Below are 21,722 nucleotides of genomic sequence, written 5' to 3'. Positions count from 1 at the left end.
AAAAAACATGGCGATTAAGGCGTTATGGTATTTAAGTATGGCAGATGGAAATTATCCGTGGATGCCGGAAGGTTTTTATCCAGTTGATTTTCAACGCTATAAACAATTAGCACAAACTATTGATCGTGGAGGGTTCTTTGGGGCATTAGTCGCGACTTGGCCAAATGATCCGCTTATTTCAGCATCATCCGTGGCACCTTTTACGGAAAAAATGAAATTTTTAGTTGCTGAATATGCAGGATTAACACCTGCGAAATTACTCGCGCAACAGGCACTGACGTTTGAAAAATTTTACGGTAGTCGGTTATTGTTTAATCATATTAATGGTACACCACAACGTATTTCTACCTATGGAGTAACACTTACACCAGAAACACGCTATGCCTTGGGGAAAAGCTACTGGAACGAGTTTCAACAATATTATCATCAAGGTAATCCATCATTATTTCCAAATACTGATTTTAAAATTGAGCCGACAACAACAGCAGGTATTCAATTATGGGGTACAGGTGACTCTGTTGCTGGTATTGATCATGCAGGTCAGGTCGTTAATGTTTATTTATTGATGATGCGTGAGCTGAATCGTGTTAAAGCGCAATTTTCACGTGCAGTGACTGCTGCACAAAAAAATGGCCGTATTTTTAATGATTTGGGTGCATTAACGAGTATTACAGTACGGAAATCTCAGCTTGAAGCGGAGCAGCAATTTTATCAAATTTTTCAAAAAACAGGGATTGATTTACTTAAGCAAAAGCTAGATATTTCTATTCAGCGTAAAACCAATGGTCAACAAAGCTTGAAAAATTTTCAAGCACCAGATCAACAGCGGCAAGAATGGATACAATATTTACGTCAAGACAAACTTCCTCCTTTAGAATCTTTACGCTTAGAAAAAAATCTGTTTGCAGGTATAAGTGCATGGTCATCTCTCGATATTTTTGGTTATGCATCTTCAGCTGCTTATTTGGTTGGAAGTCCTGAAAATATTGCCTCTACAGTAGAAACGTATCATAAGGAAGCGGGTTTAACTGCTTTAATTATGTCTGGTTGGCCATTAATTGAAGAAGCAGAATATACGTCGACATTGTTGTTACCTTTATTAAAAGAAATCGCTTAAGCCATACACTTAAACATCACTGATATGGCAGTGAATTATAAAAGAACATCTTTAGGGAGCTCGTTTTAACGATTTAATATAGTCAATCATTGTCATTGTATAGGATACTGTGCTGCGTGATATGAGTAGATTATTTATTATACTTCACGATGGATTAAATGCTTACGAGCATCAGTAGAATATACAATGAGATGTGATCTCTTTTTTATTTTGATAGTCGATTGAACATCAGAATCATTAAATCCAAACAGCAGCTTAAATAATGCTTAATCTTCATGTTGATGAGTGACTATAATTAATATAACTATTTAAATTAATAGTATTTTTTTATATTTGATTATGATTAATTCAGATAATTAAAATAATTTTATATAAATCAAAATATTAAAAATCAATATTTTTTTAATTTACTTTTCTGACTTTATTAAGCTGATTTTCTTCTTTTTAAACCTTAAGTTGTTTGCAGCATTATGTTTCACAACATTTATGTTAAAAATTTTTAGGGGAACATGATGACGACGAAGCTTGGAAAAACATTAATTTTATTATCAACAGTTGTATTTAGTAGTTCTGTATTGGCGACATTACCAAAAACTATTCATCTAGATTATGCTTATTATTCACCTACGAGCCTGATTGTAAAAGATCAAAAACTGTTAGAAAAGGCATTACCCAATACTAAAATTAAATGGGTTTTTAGTCAGGGGAGTAATCGTTCTTTAGAATATTTAAATAGTGGTAGTGTTGATTTTGCATCGACAGCAGGTCTTGCGGCTGTCTTGAGCAGGGCAAATGGTAGTCCAATTAAAACAGTATATATTCAAAGTCAGCCAGAGTGGACGGCTTTGCTCGTTGCTAAAGACTCAAATATTAAAAACTTAAAAGATTTAAAAGGTAAAAAAATTGCTGCAACTAAAGGAACAGATCCTTTTTTATTTACCTTACAGGCACTTGAAACAGTTGGTTTAGATAAAAATGATGTGCAACTGGTACATTTACAACACCCAGATGGCAAAACAGCACTAGAACGTAAGCAGGTTGATGCATGGGCTGGTTTAGATCCGCTGATGGCAGCTGCACAGTTACAGTCAGGTGCTAAGCCTATTTATCGCAATGTAGCTTTTAATAGTTATAGTGTCTTAAGTGTTCAGGACCAATTTGCAAAACAGCATCCTGAAGCAGTAGAAGCAGTGATCAAAGCTTATGAGCAAGCACGTAAATGGGCGAAAGCCAATCCTGATAAAACAGCGGCATTATTAGCAAAAGAAGCCAAGTTACCTTTAAATGTTGCTCAATTACAATTGAGTAGAACTAATTTTGATCAAAATATTCCCAGCTCAAAACAGATTTTAGCTTTACAAAAAGCGGGAAAAATTTTAACTGAGGAAAATTTAGTTCGTTCTGGAACCAATGTGAATCAAGTAGTGTCTCAGCTATTTGATGCTAAATATGCACAAAAAGTGGTGAAATAATGGCGATTTTTCTTTTACCCAAATTGCAATCTAAACATTATTATTTAGCTCGGTTTTCTAAAGCGCTAAAGGCGATAACATTACCTGTGCTTGTTTTAATCGTGTGTGAATATGCAGTTCGTAATGGCTGGATAGAACCATATTTATTACCAGCACCCTCTAGTCTATGGCTATCCTTTAGCGAGTTATGGCAATCAGATTTGCTACAACATGTTTTTGCAAGTACATGGCGTGTATTCACAGGTTTTGCTATTGGTGCTGGCTTGGGCATTGTTTTTGCGATTCTGGTTGGTTTAAATCAGCAGGCAGATGCTTTTTTAGAACCGACTTTTTCAGCGATTAAATCGATTCCAAGTCTGGCATGGATTCCCTTGTTATTACTTTGGCTAGGGATTGATGAAGGATCAAAATTAACGTTAATTGCGATAGGCGCTTTCTTTCCTGTTTATACCAATACCGTTGCAGGGATTAAAGGTGTTGACCGAAAATTGATTGAGCTGGCGCAAGTCTATCGATTACGTTATATGCAACAAATTACACAAGTCGTGTTACCTGCTGCTTCACCGAGTATTTTAACTGGGTTAAGAAATAGTCTAAGTCTATCTTGGATGTTTATGATTGCTGCAGAACTGATAGCTGCGACACAAGGCATTGGCTATCTGTTAAGTGATGGTCGAGAAACATCACGACCAGATATTGTTATTATTGCGATTATTTTATTGGCCTGTTTAGGTAAAATCACAGATAGTCTAATGGTTTATATCGAGGCATGGTTATTAAGGTGGCGAAATGTGGTGAAATAATCCTGTGCTGTTTGATCACAGATTTCATATGCTGTTATAACGCGGTTGATTGCAGCTTAAATATTGCATCAGTGTAACCACTGATGCTGAATCAAGCATAGATGCGATATGTCAAATTTCACTGTGTGAGCGCTAGATTTTGATACGCTACGATGTCTATATCTCCAATTTATGGCATAAAATCTTGCGGGTATCTATCTATAATATTCACAATATTTTTCTTAAAAAACAATTCAATATTGCTTAAAAAACATTTTTATTATAAAGCTTTGGTATTAGTTCTGTTGACCTAGGCTGATGTAGCTATGTTACTGTGATAGAGTAGTAGATAAGCAGACCTGTTAAAGAAAAATAATAAATAAAAAATAGGTTATTTTCAGGTGAATTACAGAGGAATGTAGTGCATGTTAAGTCAACAAGAGTTAGCACACAAACGAAGTCTAATTGAACAGTTACGCCAAAGTAGTAGTTTATCCTTAGCACAGGCTGACCAGCTCGGACAGAGTATTTTAAGTTCATGGCAACGTTCTAATTCTGCTGCGATTCCTAAAGATCGAGAAGCTGCACCATTGATGAGTGCCAAGACAGAACGTAAAAACATTTTGGAAAAAGCCATTGAGTATTGTCATGATGAGCTCACACATATTGCTGAAAAATCATCGATGGTTGTCGCTGTAGCAGATATTGGTAGTACCATTATCTGGTCGGCAGCCAGTGGTCAAATGCGTAATGCAGCAGAACGTGTACACTTTATTGCCGGCGGACAGTGGCGTGAAGATTTGGTCGGTACCAATGCTTTGGCATTGTCATTAAAGACACAGCAATCAAGCTGTGTCTTTTCCAATGAGCATTTTATGTCCTCGGTACATGACTGGGTTTGTTATGCTTCGCCTATTATTGATCCATATTCTAAACAGGTTCTAGGTGTTATTGATTTATCAACAACATGGAACCATCATAACAGTCTGGCATTGCTGGCCGCAGAGCGTTGTGCCGCTATTATTCAGTCTGCTTTACTTGAGTTTCAGCAACAGCATTTATTTATTCGCGCATTTGCTGTTCCTCAAGTTTTGTTTAATGGCAAAATTGTAGTGTTGACACCGCGTCAGATCGAGATTCTGACCATACTTGCCTTATGTCCTCAAGGGATGAATCTAGAGAATTTACATCAAGCTTTATATGGTGAGCGTAAAGTCAGTATGGGAACATTAAAGGCAGAAATGTCACAACTACGTGATATCTTAGGTGGAATGTTAGGTTCTCGTCCGTATCGTTTATTGGCACATGTAGAAGCCGACTTTTTACAAGCAGAACGTGCACTTGATGCCGGTTATATCGAATCTGCTTTAAGACTTTGTAAAGGTGTGTTTTTGGCAAAAACAGAAAGCCCATTTTTATCGGCATGGCGAAACTGTTTAGAATCACGATTAAGTGAAGCGATTTTTAAAGCCAATGAAACGGATGTTTTATTCAAGCATTTGGCACATTTTCCAGAAGCAATTGATGCGGTAGAGCGTCTTATTGAATTAACACCAGTCGGGCATCCAGCACATCAAATACTGCTGCAATATAAAAATCAGCATTGAATTCCAAGATGAAGCCAACGTTGTATAAGATGGATGGTCAGAGCAAGATGAATCCTGCAAAATGATGGTAAAACAGTGTATCGCTAATCAAAGTAGATGATATTCGTCGTGGCGATTTACTGTCGATGGTTTTAGGGCATGCTGGGCTTACATTGTGAGCATTGGCTTGGTATTTATCTTGTATAACCCCAACCACCAATGAGAATTTTTCATTGAAATAAGCATATGAGGGTATTTCTGGGCATATTTTTATCATCTAAACTGTAAATATGGCTAAAATTTAATCAAAATAAACGATAAAAATAAATAAAAGAGCGTTGGTAGGTGTTTAGTAGGTATGCAACTGAGTCTACAAAATTGATACTCGGATTCAAGGTGAACAACACCTATTGGACTCATAACAATGGTAGAAGGAATCGCACCATGGCTTTTAAAAATATTGCAGATCAAACCAATGGTTTTTATATCCCTTGTGTTTCACTTTTTGGCCCAGGCTGTGCCAAAGAAGTAGGTGTTAAAGCACAAAATTTAGGGGCAAAAAAAGCACTGATCGTCACTGATGCAGGCTTATTCAAATTTGGTGTAGCAGATATTATTGTTGGATATCTAAAAGACGCAGGTATCGATAGTCACGTATTCCCGGGCGCAGAACCTAACCCAACCGACATCAATGTTCATAATGGTGTGAATGAATACAACGCCAATGGTTGTGATTTTATTGTGTCACTTGGTGGCGGTTCTTCACATGACTGTGCAAAAGGGATTGGTTTGGTCACTGCTGGTGGTGGTCATATTCGTGACTATGAAGGAATTGATCAAAGTAAAGTACCAATGACGCCACTGGTTGCAATTAATACCACAGCAGGTACTGCTTCTGAAATGACTCGTTTTTGTATTATTACCAATACAGATACACATGTAAAAATGGCCATTGTAGACTGGCGTTGTACACCATTAGTCGCGATTGATGACCCTAAATTAATGATTGCAAAACCTGCTGGATTAACGGCTGCAACAGGTATGGATGCCTTAACTCACGCAGTTGAAGCCTATGTCTCTACTGCTGCTAATCCAATTACAGATGCTTGTGCTGAAAAAGCTATTTCAATGATCAGTGAGTGGTTACGTCCTGCAGTTGCAAATGGTGAAAACATTGAAGCACGTGATGCTATGGCTTATGCACAATATTTAGCAGGAATGGCATTTAACAATGCATCACTCGGCTATGTTCATGCGATGGCGCATCAACTTGGTGGTTTCTATAACCTTCCTCACGGTGTATGTAACGCTATTTTATTACCGCATGTTTGTGAGTTCAACTTGATTGCATGTCCAGATCGTTATGCGAAAATTGCACAGCTTATGGGTGTTAATACGGATGGATTAACCGTTACAGAAGCTGCAAATGCTGCGATTGCTGCGATTCGTGAATTATCAACATCAATTGGTATTCCTTCTGGCTTGGCAGAGTTAGGTGTTAAAGCAGAAGATCATATTGTGATGACATCAAATGCGCAAAAAGATGCGTGTATGTTGACCAATCCACGTAAAGCAACAGATGCGCAAGTGATTCAAATTTTTGAAGCGGCAATGTAAGTTATTCTCCTTAAATCGATGACTTTTAGCGAACGATTGTGTTTGCCAGTATGATGTTATGGAATATTACTTCGGTAATATTCCTTTTTTTTTATTAAAATTTATCATCCTAAAATCAATCAAATAACATTGGTAGCCAAGCTCATAACAATTACTGAATTTTACAATATGTCATGAACTTAAAATCACTCATGAGAGCAGCATCATTTTTTACTTAGATTTTAATTATTTTAATGACAAGACATAAGCTTAGGCATGATTTTGAATAAAGTATCAAAAAATTAGATATTAATACTAAAAAAATATAAATTGGATTTAATTTCAAAAATAGAGAAAGATAATAAAACAGAGTCAAATGGTAAGGAATACTAAGACATGGAAAAAAAGCTTAAAATTGCTGTTATTGGTGGTGGAATTGCGGGTCTGGCATTAATGACCCGATTGGTAAAGTATGCGCATCTTGATGTGCATCTTTATGAGTCTGCTACAGCATTCTCTGAAATTGGTGCAGGAATTTCCTTTGGTGCAAATGCCGTTGAAGCCATTCATTTACTGGGACTGGGTAAAGAATATGAAGCAATTGCAGATCGAGTTAAAGCACCATATACCGATATTTGGTTTCAATGGAGAAATGGCTACACGGATGAATATTTGTCTGCATCTACAGCAGCACATGTCGGTCAATCTTCAGTACATCGTGCAGATTTCTTAGATGCATTAATTCCATTGGTTCCATGCGATAAAGTCCATTTTAATCATCGTGTAGAAAAGGTAGATGCAGACGAACATAAAGTGTGCGTACATTTTATGGGCGGCAAGCAAATTGAGTGTGATTATGTGATTGGCTGTGATGGCATTCATTCGGTCGTACGCAATAGTGTTCTTGCTTCTCATCAATTGCCACCTATTCATCCTCAGTTTTCTGGAACATGGGCTTATCGAGGAATTATTAAATTTCAGGATTTTAAAAATGCCATTCAGACTTTAGGCCATGATCCACAACTGGCAGAAGTGCCACAAATGTTGTTAGGTAAAGATAAACATATTTTAACCTTCCCAATCCGCCAAGGAGAGGAAATTAATATTGTGGCATTTAAGTCTGATCGGACCCAAACCACTTTACCTGAAGGTACAGCTTGGACACGGACCGTTGCAAAACATGAGATGCTGCACGATTTTTCTGACTGGAGTCAGAGTTGTCAAACATTGTTGAATTTAATTGAACAACCTACGATTTGGGCTTTGCATGAAATCGAGCCTATGCCAACTTATAAAAATATAACCAATAATGTGATTGTGATGGGGGATGCAGCTCATGCAATGCTGCCACATCAAGGTGCAGGGGCAGGTCAAGGACTTGAAGATGCCTTAATTCTGGCCAATTTATTCGCAGATCCTCGTCTTAATCAGGAGTCTATTAAGTGTGTATCTTGTATTTATCAGGATATACGTTTAGAACGTGCTATAAAAGTACAAAATACCTCACGTGAATCAGGTGAGATCTATGAATTGTATTCATCTCAATATTTGAGTTTTACTGAGATTGGCGCACATTTGATACATCGTTTTGACTGGTTATGGACGCATGATTTAGAAGATGATATTGAAACTGCACTTACAGCATTAGAAAAAGATTTAACGTCACAAATGATGTCAACATACTAGAATTTATAGACAATTCATTCTTAATCTATAGCTCAATAGTCGATGAGTTGTCGAAAAACCTGATATAGATTTAGCATTATTAAAATTAGACCAGGGAGGTCTTATGAAATCTATCAATGCGAATGATATTATTGATCATGCACAACTCAAGTTTATTCATTGGCGTGTTATTTTGCTGAGTGCACTGATTATTATTTTTGATGGTTATGATTTGGTGATTTATGGTGTAGCCTTACCTAAAATTATGCAAGAATGGCAGATCGATACCATTACTGCAGGCTTTTTAGGCAGTGTTGCATTATTTGGTATGATGTTTGGCGCCATTTTTTTCGGCAGTTTAAGTGATCAGTTAGAGCGATATGGCTTTAGTCGTAAGAAGCTAATTATATTATGTATTTTATTATTTAGTGGCTTTACTGTAGCATGCGGTTATGCAAATGATCCACAGAGTTTTGCAATTTGTCGCTTTATTGCGGGTTTGGGGTTAGGGGGGGTGATGCCGAATGTAATCGCCTTAATGACGGAATATGCACCAAAAAAATTAAGAGCGACGTTAGTCTCTTTAATGTTTAGTGGTTATGCAGTTGGAGGGATGTGCTCTGCATTATTAGGCCTTTGGTTAGTCCCTGAATTTGGCTGGAAGATCATGTTTATCCTTGGTGGGATACCACTATTATTACTACCCGTCATTTGGTATCTACTCCCAGAGTCAATTGATTATTTAGTTCGCCAAAAAAAGACTGACCAAGCCCTGCACATTTTAAAACAAATTGATCATCGTCTAACAAATGAGTCACAGGTGGAGATTCATCTTCATCATGATAATCAAGCCGTAGTTAAATCACCGATCAGGGCATTATTTGTAGAGAATAGAGGACCTATTACGTTATTATTCTGGACGAGTGTATTTATGGCATTAGTATTAGTCTATGCTTTAGGTAATTGGTTACCTAAACTAATGGTTGAAGCCGGATATGATTTATCAACCAGTTTAGTGTTTCTATTTGCCTTAAATATTGGTGGGATGTTTGGTGCGATCTTTGGTGGCTATTTTGCTGATCGTTTTAATTTAGCCAAAGTGCTTTGTACATTATTTTTAAGTGGTGCTGTGGCTTTATTTTTATTAAGCTATAACTTACCGACGTGGTTGCTTTATATTTGTATTGCAATTGCTGGTGCTGCATCTATTGGTGGGCAAATTTTATTGTTGGCATATATGTCACAATTTTATTCGTCAAATATCAGAGCAACTGGATTAGGCGTAGCATTAGGTGTTGGTCGTTTAGGGGCGATTTTAGGGCCAATCCTATGTGGCTGGTTATTAAGTTTGAGTTTACCGCTCACGTATAATTTTCTTGCTTTAGCGATTCCATGTGTGATTGCTGTGATGAGTGTGGCGATGATTTATTTTCGTCAAAAGCACAGTCAGCCCAAAGCAATTATTGCCGAGTTTTAACGGATATGGAGAGAGGCTTTGCTCTCTCTTTTTTGAGAATAAAACCTTGATAGATTTAAGTCTGATTAAAGTTTTTATTGTTGTGTATGAAACTAAAAATATTAGTCATGCCGCAGAAAAGTTGAATTTAAGTCAACCTTCAGTGACCTATAACCTCAATCGATTAAGAAAGCATCTCAATAATCCTTTATTTGAACGAGATAAGTTTGGTGTAAAACCGACAAAGTTAGCACAAAGCTTATATCCCGTTTTTCGTAAATCCGTTGCCGACATTGAAATTGCGATCGCTTCGAGTCAACAGTTTGATCCATTAACATCGACGAAAACTTTTCGTTTGGGTTTATCCGATTTAGGTGAAATTTGTTTACTTCCTGCATTGATGCAATGTTTAGAGCAACAAGCTCCATTGATTAAAATTGAAATCGAAGAAATCCGTTCTCAACACGTAGAGGAGTGGTTGATTCAAGGTTTTTTAGATGTTGCGGTATTTAACAGTAGTTATACGGTAATGCCAAAGATTGAATCACGTAATTTATTTGAAGAGCGTTACATGTGTGTTGTCAATAAAGCTCACCCTCGAATACAGCATCAATTAACCTTACCGCAGTATTTACAGGAAAAACATGCTGCAGTTAAATCCTCTACAGGACATATTGAAATTGATCAACGTTTAAAAGAGATGGGGTTAAAGCGCGAAATCATGCTTGAGGTTCCTCACTTTAGTGTTTTACAAGATGTGGTCAGCAGCACAGCATTGCTCATCACGTTACCTTCACGTGCAGCACGTGTTTATGAGCGTAATAGTCAAGTCAATATTTTCGAACTGCCATTTTTAGTTAAACCTTTTAATGTCAGTGTAAATTGGTATAAACATCAAGATGATCTAGAAGCACGTACTTGGTTTATTCAAACGATTCAAGAAAGTTTTCAAGTCCTGTAGCACCATATTAAAGTTTTAATATAATGGATATTATCGTTCTAATGCACAATCGCAATCCATTGTCATCATAGATAAGCGCTATTCTTTTTCTGTAATTAAAACGATTTTTTTTAATCCTTTTTATGCGCCACAATAAACAGAATTAAAATAATAATATTAAAATTAATGATTATGCAAAAGATAATGATTGTTATTTGCTTTTAATTTTATATAATTTGCCACGAGATAAACACGCTCTTCTTTAAGACCTACATGATAAATATGATGGTGCTGATCATTGATATAGAGAGCATAGATCGTGCTATTGGATACAGTGACTTTGTTGATCAAGAACACATCTAACATGATGATATTGTTTATTGTATTAGCCATATGATAAAGGTCGATTAATTTTCAATCATCACCAAGTCGATCATCTTGGGTTAGGCCATTGAGCTTATGCCAGCATATTTAAAATGTCGAACAAGATCGTGAGTTTCAAACCTTTCATTACATGGACTTGAGTAATTCTCCTATGTCTTCTACGTTTAGAAATATACCTAAGCCTTTGATCATTGCGATTCGGGTGACTTTTATTTCCAGTACGATATTATGTTGTATATCATCTACGTTTGCACAAAATACAGAGATCATTCAACAGGATGGTCAGCAGGATGTGGCATTATTACCGGTGATGAGTTTAACGGCTGAAAATGAGTTGGTTAAAGAGTCTAATCAAAGCTATACCGTTAGCCAGTCGAGTACGGCAACAAAACTAGATTTATCTTTACGGGATACACCTCAAACGGTACAAGTTTATACCCGTGAATATTTAGATGATCGTCATATTACCTCTTTCCAAAATCTATTACGCAATATTACTGGGGTTTCCACCATTCAAACGGATGAGCGTCAATCTGTATATGCTCGTGGTTTTAAAGTAGATTATTATTTAGTAGATGGTTTACCCAGCAGTTTAACTTTGGGAGCTGGAGATCCAGATTTAAGTATTTATGATCGTGTGGAAGTCGTAAAAGGTGCCAATGGTTTAATTGCTGGTGCAGGAAGTCCAGCAATGGGCCTAAATCTCATTCGCAAGCGTGCCTATGCCAAGGCATTAACGGGGAAAATAGAAACTTCTGTAGGATCATGGGATCAATTCTCTAGTTCTGCAGATATATCTGCACCTTTAAATGCTGATGGCACTTTAAGAGGGCGTGTTTTTGTTAAACATACAGATGAAAAATCATTTATGGATTTTTATCATAGTGATCGAAATATTGTATATGGTGCAATTGATTATGATATGAGTGATCAAACTTATCTTTCCTTTGCCGCATCTTATCAAGATTTAAATCGCAATGGCGTAAGGTGGGGAGGACTTCCTGCATTTTATATAGATGGTCGCCGGACTGATTTTTCACGTTCTGATACGGTGAGTTCTGACTGGACTTTTTGGAATGTCGTTTCCACAGCATTTTTTGCCAATCTAAAGCAAAATTTATGGAATGATATTAATTTAAATGTTAATTATCAATATCGTAGAGATGATACCGATAGCTTGCTTTATTATACCAGTGGCCAAGTAAATCCCTCTAGCAATACCATTCCAATTGAAAATGCTTCAGTGTATCGAGATCAAAAACGGACAGATGAAAATAATATTGATGCTTATATTTCGATTCCATTTCAAATGTTGAGTTTAGATCAAGAAGTGATTGTAGGTGGATCATGGAATAAAACTGAATTAAAGAAAAATCCATATGGGCAAAGTTATGTTGCAGGAAATAGTGCACAGACCAAGCAAAATTTAATTGATTTACTGGGACAGGATGTAGTTGATTTTAATCACATGAATACTCAGTTACTTAAAAATTTACAGATGGATAAAGTCAATTCACTCAATGAAACAACTCAAACAGCTGCTTATATTTCAGGTAAATTTCATCTTTTTGAGCCGTTAAAAATTGTGGCTGGTGCGAGATTATCTAATTGGAAATATCGTGCTGAAAATGGTGTAGGAGATCGTACATTTAAGCATCAATTGAGCCCGTATTTAGGTATAACTTATGATTTATCTCAGTATTATTCTTGGTACGCAAGTTATACCAGTATTTTTAGTCCACAAAATAGAAAACAACAAAATGGTCAATATTTAGATCCTATTGAAGGAAAAAGTTATGAAACAGGAATTAAGGCAGCATTCTTTGATCAGCGCTTAAATGCAAGTGTGGGGCTATTTAGGATTGAACAGGATAATGTTGCACAAGAACTGTTAGATAAAAATGGTACACAGATTAAAGTCGATGGAACAGCAGAAAATGCCTATTACGGTACCCAAGGTGTGGTCAGTAAAGGGATAGAATTCACCATGAGTGGCGAATTAAATGCCAATTGGCAACTTAATTTAGGTGTAGCTCATTTTAGTGCTAAAGATGGTAACAATTCCGATGTCAATCCGACAAATTCAAGAACCACTGCTGATCTTTTTATGAAATATCAACAACAAAATTGGTTTGTCGGTATGGGATTAAATTATTTTAGTAAAATTTATACTGGAACAGCTGCAAATAGAATTGATCGGGCTAATTTATATCTCGCAAATGCCATGATGGGATATAAATTTACTGAAAATATAACTACCCAATTGAATATTAATAATATTTTTGACAAAAAATATTATGAGGGCATTGGTAGTAATGCCATGGTTTGGGGGGCGCCGCGCAATTTCACGATGAGTTTAAGTTATTCATTCTAGTCTTAATCGACTATGGCATATGATGAAGCAACCTAAGTGCTTAGGTTGCTTTCATGCGTATTAGTATTTACCTTTTAGTGTCAGCATAAAGTTTCTAGGTTCACCATAAAAATTATTATAGCCAGGATAACCAATAGTACTGTAATAAGTTTTATCAAAAATATTATTTAAGTTCAGTGCAATATTCCATTGAGGATTAAGATCATATGCGATGCGTGCAGACCAGATTGCATATTGGGGTTGTACAATTTGTACACTGACCCATTTCCCGCTATCATATTTCCCTGTGGCTGGATTAAATTCTTGTACTTGACCTACAGCATAATTTTTACTTTGTGCAGTTACACCTGCACCAATTTCTAAACCTTCAACGAATTGATTAAGTTGGTAATTGGTCCAGAGTTTAATCAGATTTCTTGGGGTATAGGTATTATAGGGATTTTCAGTATTATCTTTTTTTTCATTCTGGTTATAGGTATAACCTAAGGCAACATGCCATTCAGGAGTGATATTACCATTTAATTCAATATCCAGACCACGACTTTGCATTGATCCTGTACCCACATAACAACATGCAGAATTACTATTCGGTAATGTGGCTCTGCTGCTATAGACAGCTTCTTTTTCCTTTTTAATATCAAAATAAGCCACAGAAAATAAAGTATTGTCTGTAATATTATATTTTAAACCCACTTCGAAGTTACGGCCAATTAAAGGCTCAAGACCAGGACCATTTGTAGCGACTAAATAATTACGCTGATTTTTAAAAATCTTCGCAAAACTACTATAGAGTGTCATATCTGGAGAAATATCATAACTGATGGCGTAATAAGGAATAAATTTTTTTTCTTCGGTATAGCGATCCGATATGTGCGTATTATGGTTAACAATGGTAAATTGATTATGGAAGTGGTAGCGTCCACCAATGGTTAAGCTGAGTTGATCCGTTGCATGTAAGCGCAGTGAACCATAAAGTGCCGAATTGGTTTGTTTGTTGGTATTGTTGATATTCCATGTAGCAGGTGGATAATCCCATTCAGGCGGGTAAATCGGATTAAAGATATTGCCGTTGGCATAGTAAGTCCAATTTTGTTTATAGTCTTTTTGATGGTTACTATGATCAATACCTAGAATAACATCATGCTTTTGTTCAAATAAATTAAAATTTCCCTGTAGATTTAAATCGACGGTTGTTTCTTTAAAATGGGTATCATCTTGATATCGCCACCATTGGCTTTCGTATGTATCATAACTAACAGCACCTTCCATTTCTGCACCATTAATCGCATCATTACCGATGTTATGCCGTATATTGAGTTGTGTTTTCCAGTCATCATTAATTTCGTGTTGCAGATTGGCAAATAGTGAAATATTTTCACGTTTAATCCATCCCCAAGGTGCACCAAGAGTGGTACTGCGGGCTAAATTAAGATCAGCACCATCTTCCCAACGGGGGAGGCTAGCATTAAATGCATCTGTTTTATCGTGTTGATAGCTGATTCCGGTAAATAATGTGGTGCTAGGCAGTAAATCAAAATTTAAAGCAGCATAAAACATTTCACGCCGATTATGTGTAGGCTTGTAGAAAAAATCTTGATCCTGTAAAACAGTGACAAAACGGCCTTGAATATTTGAGCTTAAGGGCCCTGTGATATCAATTTCACCACGATAATTATTCCAGCTCCCAGCCGAAAGTGTCGTCATTAATTCAGTTTCAGTTTTAGGGCGTTTTGATCTTAAATTAATCACACCACCTGCTTCTCCAGCACCAAATAGACCATCTGCACCCCGTAATAATTCTACCGATTCATATTGAGCCATATCTGCAGCATTATTACGATCTTGTAGACTAGATGCACTGCCACCATCGTAACGAATATTTTCAATTTTTAAGCCACGTGCACTATAGTTATTATTTAACCAAAGTTGTTGACGAGTGACACCTGTGGTTTGTTGCATGACATCGTCGAGTGTTTTTAAACCTTGTTGATCAATACGTTCACGTGACATTACAGTAACGGAATGAGGAATTTCTTTTAGACTTTGTGCTGATTTACCGATATGGCTCAGTTGACCTTGATCAGCCTGTATAACAAGCGTTGCGAGTTGCTGTACGGATTGATCTGATGCTGTAGTCTCTGTTCCTGCAATCGATTTTTCAGTACGTTCAGACGCATTGATGATAATAGGACTCAGTTGGATGATGTCAGAAGTTGTCAAAGGGCGTGCTGTATCGGCGATCATTATTTTATCGATACTATAACCACCATTGGCTAGTTTGGTGGCTTGCAATTGATGGGGTTGTAATAATATCGCCAATGCTTGATCAATAGGGTAATTTTGATTTAATCCCATACTTTGTTTTTGATCTAAGTCTTGTGCTTTATAGCTTAAGCTTAAATGTGATTGCACTGCAAATTGCTCAAGAACCTGCTGTAAACTTCCTGCAGCAATAGTATAGCGTCGTATGACTTTATCATCTGCATAGAGTGTAGAGCTGATGCCGAGACTGGTAAAAAATGGCATTACAATTAAAATACCATGTATAGCAAGGTGTAGATGTGTTTTTACGATGCTATGTTTCATGAGATACATCATCCGAAAAAGAGATATTACTTGTCATAAGTCGGATGAGGATAAAAAAGAGATCATGATTAATTGAATACTTGATCTGATTCAAATACAACTTATCAGCTCGCTACACCGCCACAAGGGCGGACAGGAGGTTTTACTGATACGATTTTGCTACTGCTATTGATATACAATCAATTTCAAGCTGTACTGATCAAGGTTGTTATACGACTGAATAATATTGTTTCGTGTCGTTACTTTGGCGACACATTCGATGCCAAATAAAGCTAAATATATCCGAGCATGAGAACAACAAATGATTGATGGTGCACAAGCGTTGCTAAAATATCAAAAATAGTCAAATGCCGTATGGGGTTGTCCATCATGTGCTGATTAAAATGGATACGCCTAATATATAGACGTATTGTAGATTGTGAATTGCTGTAAATCATGAGCGGTGCAATATGTTGGTGCTTAATCATGTTAATCATCATTGAACGGGCTAGATTAACTACGGACTCGACTGCGTTCTGGATCATAGAAGGGTAAGTTGACCACCTGTGCTTTTAAACGTTTTCTTAGCCCATCTAATTGACCAATTTCGACGCTAGTACCTGCAGTGGCATATTGTGGTGCTAAACGACATAGTGCAATCGGTTTCCCTAGTTGAGGAGAGTTTGTTGCACTGGTGACCACCCCAATTGCAAAGCGACCACAATAAATTTGATCGCCATGTTGAGGGATTTCATGCTCTTCTAAGACCAATCCCATTAATTTATGGCGACTGGCTGAGCTTTGATTTTGCATCGCTTGTTTTCCGATAAAGTCTTCTGCTTTACTTTTCATGGCGACTGTAAAACCAATGCCTGCTTCATATGGATTGGTTGCAGTAGAAAACTCATGTTGTGCAAAAATTAATCCTGCTTCAATACGTAACATATCTAAAGCATCAAAGCCTAAAGGTGCAAGATGATAGGCTTGTCCTTGTTGCCAGATGGTATCCCAAAGTTGCTCAGCATCATTGGGATGACACCAAATTTCAAAACCTAACTCGCCTGTATAACCTGTACGTGAAACCATGACAGATGGACCATGCTCATTCACTAGTTTGCCTAAGCTAAAATGAAACCAAGCCAGTGTATTAATATTTGGCTGATGCTCAGGGGTCCAGATTAATTTTTCGAGTAATTCACGACTTTTGGGTCCTTGTAATGCGATATTATGAATATGAGCAGAAACATGTCGAATACTGACTTTATAGCCATGTTGTTGTGCAAGCTGTTTAAGCCATGTACCTGAGTATTCATCGCCACAAATCCAGCGAAAATTATGTTCTCCCATACGAAACAGCGTACCATCATCAACCATTCCACCAGTATCTAGACAGGATGCAGAATAGACAATTTCACCGATTGCCAATTTACGAATATTGCGTGTTAAGGCATATTGCAGTAGAGCTTCTGCATCTGGACCTGTAATATCAAATTTACGTAAAGCACTTAAATCGATCATGGCAACATGTTCGCGACAGGCGAGATATTCTGCTTTCGCTCCCCAACCATCATATTCATTGGCAATCCAATAACCATGATATTCACTCACCTTGCTGGTCAGTGTGCTAATACGTGAAAAAAATCCAGATGCTTGCGTCATACGGGGCTGTTCCTTGGGATCAATTCGATAATGTTGTGAACGTGGAAAATACTGATTTTGGTCGTAAATACGAACAAAGATATCGGTCGGTACCCAACCATTAGATGGATCAATATCATCTGGACAGGCTGATGAAGCACAGCGTAGATTTCGATGTGCCTTGAGTAATACATAGTCGCCTGGTTGAGACCATGGTTCAGCAAGACCAATGCTGCCGCAAGGTTGAATAAAGGTATTGTAAAAAAGATTAATAGCAGGCCAAGCATCACGTGCAGTGATACCATATTGCTGCAGGATCTGATTAAAATTTTCACTACAAGAAACATGAGAATAATAGCCAGAATCATGATAGAACTTAGCATTGCAAGCACTTAAAAACATATCATGACGACCAACAGTATCTTGAACAACTTCGACCATCGCGTGCATATCAGCAGCAAAAAATTTGCTGTGTAAACCCGGTGTTGGCATGCTATGCCCTAAAATAGTTCGGGTTGTCATGGCATCTAAGCCAACTTCTTGACCTTTTGCTAACGCATCTGCATCAAAAGCAAGAAAATCTGAACATTGTTTGCCTGATAGATCAATAATTTGAATCCATTGTCCAGTGGTTACGGTATAGGTTTTTGCAGAACCACGTGGAATAAAAATTTCTTGAACGGGTTGTGCGAGGGGATCAGGTAAATAAGCCAAAATGGGTTGTGCATAGTGAATCTCAATATTGATTTCATCTCGTCCTTGTTGTTCGGTGACTTGAGCATCAGGACCCGTGTTAAAAATCAAGACCTGAATTGGTGCAGCAGCGCGAAATATTGCACATTCACAGTATTCAAGTGTTTTTGCCTGTTTTAATTGTGCAACAGAAATATTTTTGCAGGCTAATTGTTGTTGTAATTTTAGACTTGATGGTGTGCCTTGATGAAGCTGTAAGAGGGTATTTTGTGCAGCTGTATCCGTCAATAGTGTGAGCGGTGTTGATTCATCAATCAATAACTCAGGGGCAGGCTGTTGTTCATCATTCAAGATGAGAATATCAATATTTTGTTGTGCGGGTAATGAAATTTTAATTTGATCATGTAATTGAAGTGTAAAAGACTGCATTGCCTGTGCATCCACACGCAAATGTAATTGTGAAATGGGCTGCTGTAAATGAATATAGTCATCTGAGTGCGCCTGAGTATGTGACAAGTTTAGATTTCCCATCAATCGATCTGCTGCTACAAAGTCAAAATAGAATTTAAATTTCATACTGCTTTGCACTGAACAGCAATTTCTCTAGAGATATACCTTCAATGGGGTAGCGTGACTATTGGCATGATTTCTGCTCAGTTAAAGTGATGCTGCAGATGAGTTGAATGTGTCGTTGCATGCTTGTAGTGAAAAATACATGTTGAGAACATAATGACAGTGCATGATGAGTTTGAAAAATATAATCCAGATCATAAGCAATTACAGTTACAGTGCAGTCAAAGTGCACTGTTTTTATTGCAAATGAAAGTTAATCTGATGCAAATACAAGATATGCATGCAGAGTTACCCGCTTTTTTACAATTATTAAAACGACATTCACCGCAAACCCATTTACCAGAATATGGCTTAGTCATGTGTTATCCATTTCGTCAGGAGAGTTTTATTTTTCATGCGCAGGATCAGCCATTGGTATCATATGATATCCATTTATTGCAAAGCCATTTATTACCACGTTCAGCACAAATTTATCCAAGCCATGAAATAGTATTGAATATCGAGACACATCAATGTTTGCGCCTTTTTGTGGGGCAAAAATTCGCGGTATGGCGCATTTATTTTAACTACCAGCCAGAGCCTGTACAGCAGTCGGCATATTTATATCAGCTAGATTTGCACCTTCAGCAAGGTTTTCAGATTTGGACAAAGCAACAAGATCATATACAACAAATTTTACAGCAAGAGCGCCGTGATTTTTCTGCAGAGTTACATGACAGCATTGCACAAGTCATTGGATTTTTGAGATTAAAGTCGGCACAAATCAATCAGCAGTGCAAAAAGTCTGAGCACTATCATCCGCTTGTTTGTCAAACAGAAGAATTAGCAGCCTATACCCATTATGCATATCAACAGGTGCGTGAGCTTATTACTGCATCTCGGTTAACCTATCAAGAACTGGATTTTATTGCTGCATTAAAAAAAATCGTCGCGGAATTTGAACATCAATCCAGCATTGCATTTGAATTAGATTTACGTGTAACACAATTGAGGGTGAGCGCTCAGCAATCTGTACAACTCCTTTATATCATTCGAGAAAGTCTAAGCAATATTGTTCGGCATGCACATGCAACAGTTGCATCAATTTCAGTGCAGCAAAAACAACAGCAATGGCATATTGCTATTGCAGATAATGGTCGTGGTATTCAACCAAAAATGCAGCGTACAGATAGTTTTGGGCTCGATATTATGCAAGAACGTGCAGAGAAAATTGGTGCAGTACTACGAATTTTACCCAATAAACCTTCTGGTACCTGTGTATACATCGATTTAGATATTGCTAAATTAAGGAGTAATTAATGATGAAGTTTGCAGTGAGTATTGTCGATGATCATGCACTATTTCGGCGAGGGGTTGCAGATATTATTCGGCAGTCAAACCAATTTCTACTCCATAAGGAGTATGCTTGCGGTCGAGATTTTTTAGTTGAACTGGATGAAAATCGATCCGATCTATTGCTATTGGATGTACAAATGCCTGAAATTACAGGCATTGATGTTTTACAGCAGATTCGTAAAAGCAATCATGATTTAAAAGTAATTATGCTTACCGCGAGTGTAGCTGACGAGATTATTTTGGATGCCATTCGTTATGGCGCCAATGGTTTTTTACCTAAAGACACGCTACCTGATGAAATTTTAAATCAGTTGAAACATGTGATTAACGGGAAAACTATTTTGCATGCTGACGGAATTGATGTATTAGCAGATCAATTTCGGCAGCAGAATATACAGGCCACTGCCCAGCAACAAAAATCTATCACCACCATACAACAACAGCAAAAATTATTGGCAGAAATCACCTTGCGTGAGCAGGAAACCTTAAGATTAATTGCACAAGGTTTGAATAATAAATTGATTGCACGTCAATTGGGCATCAGTGATGGTACCGTCAAAGTATATGTGAAAAATCTTCTACGTAAACTCAATGTTCATTCACGTTTAGAATTATCTGTTTGGGTGCATCGTCATTTACATACAGCTGATTTTGATCTCTATCTAGCGGATAAAAAAACATTTTAATTGTCTTCCACTTTTGTCAGGTCGCCTTGTTATGCCAGATATTAACGTCTATAAGCGTGCTGAACCATTAGGTCCATATTTAGATCATTATTGGCCACCACTTTTTGAACAGTTTCATGATATTGCCGTATTTCTTGATACGCAAACATATATTTATCATGCGAATAATGCATGGAAAAATTTTCAGCAGCCTGATGATCAGGCTCAACAACCTTTTAAAATGTGGTTATATCCCGAAGATGTCATTAAGTTGCAAGTTGCATTAATGAGTGAAATAACACAAAAAATTCATGTACGCATGTTACGAAAAGATGCAATGCTCATCTGGATGGCATTAAATATTGAACCTATTTATCATCATTTTCCACAGCGCAATAGGCCACCACAATTGTTGGGTTGGTGTGTTTTGGGTCATGAACAAACTGAACAGATTCGGCAGCAGCAACAAAAATATGCCCAGCAACGTAGCCTTAAAGACCTATTATCACGTATTCCTGTGATGTTGTATCGTTCACGAAATGACTGGAATTGGACCATGGACTATGTTAGTCGTGGTTGTGAAAAAGTGACAGGCTATCCACGTCATGCCTTACTCAATACGCCACTATATGGGCAATCTATTCATCCTGAAGATCAGCAATATGTGTGGGATCAGATTCAATATGGCCTACAGCATCATCAGGTCTTTTTTTTACAATATCGTATTATCACGGCAGACCAACGTATTCAATGGGTACAAGAAACGGGTCAAGGCTTATATTCTGAAAGTGATATGGTGCTTGGTGTAGAAGGGGCGGTATGTCTGTCTCAAGCTATCTGATCTGAGGCAACTTAGATCATGTATTAGATTATGTATCTGT

At 37.2% G+C, this 21,722-nt stretch carries 14 protein-coding genes; 12 read left to right on the top strand and 2 right to left on the bottom strand.

The features are described 5' to 3' along the window. Positions 1 to 7 precede the first annotated feature (7 nt). The 9 genes from QSG86_RS13540 to QSG86_RS13500 all read left to right on the top strand — a co-directional run bounded on the left by QSG86_RS13540 (position 8) and on the right by QSG86_RS13500 (position 13,372). Positions 8 to 1,117, top strand: a complete 1,110-nt coding sequence (locus QSG86_RS13540; protein ID WP_317031986.1) for an LLM class flavin-dependent oxidoreductase — start codon at positions 8 to 10, stop codon at positions 1,115 to 1,117. A 509-nt stretch (positions 1,118 to 1,626) separates the two neighbouring features. Continuing rightward, positions 1,627 to 2,589, top strand: coding sequence for an aliphatic sulfonate ABC transporter substrate-binding protein (locus tag QSG86_RS13535; protein ID WP_410487470.1), 963 nt, complete (start codon positions 1,627 to 1,629; stop codon positions 2,587 to 2,589). Continuing rightward, complete coding sequence (locus tag QSG86_RS13530) at positions 2,589 to 3,392, top strand: ABC transporter permease (RefSeq protein WP_317031985.1); 804 nt, start codon at positions 2,589 to 2,591, stop codon at positions 3,390 to 3,392. The genes QSG86_RS13535 and QSG86_RS13530 overlap by 1 nt, the downstream gene beginning before the upstream one ends. Positions 3,393 to 3,796: 404 nt before the next feature. After that, complete coding sequence (locus tag QSG86_RS13525; RefSeq protein WP_317031984.1) at positions 3,797 to 4,978, top strand: transcriptional regulator; 1,182 nt, start codon at positions 3,797 to 3,799, stop codon at positions 4,976 to 4,978. 423 nt (positions 4,979 to 5,401) lie between these two features. Continuing rightward, the gene (locus QSG86_RS13520; RefSeq protein ID WP_317031983.1) at positions 5,402 to 6,574 is read left to right on the top strand and encodes an iron-containing alcohol dehydrogenase; all 1,173 of its coding nucleotides are present in this window, start codon (positions 5,402 to 5,404) and stop codon (positions 6,572 to 6,574) included. A 375-nt stretch (positions 6,575 to 6,949) separates the two neighbouring features. After that, positions 6,950 to 8,239 carry a salicylate 1-monooxygenase gene (salA, locus tag QSG86_RS13515; protein WP_317031982.1) on the top strand — a complete coding sequence of 430 codons (1,290 nt, stop codon included), beginning with the start codon at positions 6,950 to 6,952 and terminating at the stop codon, positions 8,237 to 8,239. 103 nt (positions 8,240 to 8,342) lie between these two features. Continuing rightward, positions 8,343 to 9,695, top strand: a complete 1,353-nt coding sequence (locus tag QSG86_RS13510) for an MFS transporter (RefSeq protein ID WP_317031981.1) — start codon at positions 8,343 to 8,345, stop codon at positions 9,693 to 9,695. A gap of 49 nt (positions 9,696 to 9,744) precedes the next feature. After that, positions 9,745 to 10,635 (top strand): LysR family transcriptional regulator, encoded by an 891-nt coding sequence (locus QSG86_RS13505; protein WP_317032581.1) that lies wholly within the window; start codon positions 9,745 to 9,747, stop codon positions 10,633 to 10,635. Positions 10,636 to 11,149: 514 nt separating this feature from the next. Further along, positions 11,150 to 13,372, top strand: a complete 2,223-nt coding sequence (locus QSG86_RS13500; protein ID WP_317031980.1) for a TonB-dependent siderophore receptor — start codon at positions 11,150 to 11,152, stop codon at positions 13,370 to 13,372. 60 nt (positions 13,373 to 13,432) lie between these two features. Here QSG86_RS13500 and QSG86_RS13495 read toward each other — a convergent pair whose 3' ends face one another. Then, complete coding sequence (locus QSG86_RS13495; protein WP_317031979.1) at positions 13,433 to 15,958, bottom strand: TonB-dependent siderophore receptor; 2,526 nt, start codon at positions 15,956 to 15,958, stop codon at positions 13,433 to 13,435. Positions 15,959 to 16,450: 492 nt separating this feature from the next. After that, the gene (locus QSG86_RS13490) at positions 16,451 to 18,844 is read right to left on the bottom strand and encodes a DUF1989 domain-containing protein (protein ID WP_317031978.1); all 2,394 of its coding nucleotides are present in this window, start codon (positions 18,842 to 18,844) and stop codon (positions 16,451 to 16,453) included. Between the two features lie 153 nt (positions 18,845 to 18,997). Between QSG86_RS13490 and QSG86_RS13485 the strand changes: the two genes are divergently transcribed. Genes QSG86_RS13485 through QSG86_RS13475 form a run of 3 tightly spaced genes read left to right on the top strand, consistent with a single transcriptional unit; the run spans position 18,998 to position 21,682 of the window. Then, positions 18,998 to 20,140, top strand: coding sequence for a sensor histidine kinase (locus tag QSG86_RS13485; protein ID WP_317031977.1), 1,143 nt, complete (start codon positions 18,998 to 19,000; stop codon positions 20,138 to 20,140). Further along, positions 20,140 to 20,862, top strand: coding sequence for a response regulator (locus QSG86_RS13480; RefSeq protein ID WP_317031976.1), 723 nt, complete (start codon positions 20,140 to 20,142; stop codon positions 20,860 to 20,862). The genes QSG86_RS13485 and QSG86_RS13480 overlap by 1 nt, the downstream gene beginning before the upstream one ends. A gap of 31 nt (positions 20,863 to 20,893) precedes the next feature. Continuing rightward, a complete protein-coding gene (locus QSG86_RS13475; protein WP_317031975.1) occupies positions 20,894 to 21,682 on the top strand; it encodes a PAS domain-containing protein in 789 nt (262 codons plus the stop codon). The last annotated feature ends 40 nt before the right edge of the window (positions 21,683 to 21,722 follow it).

This window comes from Acinetobacter sp. SAAs474 (genome assembly GCF_032823475.1).
Taxonomy (GTDB): domain Bacteria; phylum Pseudomonadota; class Gammaproteobacteria; order Pseudomonadales; family Moraxellaceae; genus Acinetobacter.
Note: the sequence above shows the minus strand (reverse complement) of the source record. Positions and strands in the feature narration are given on the sequence as shown.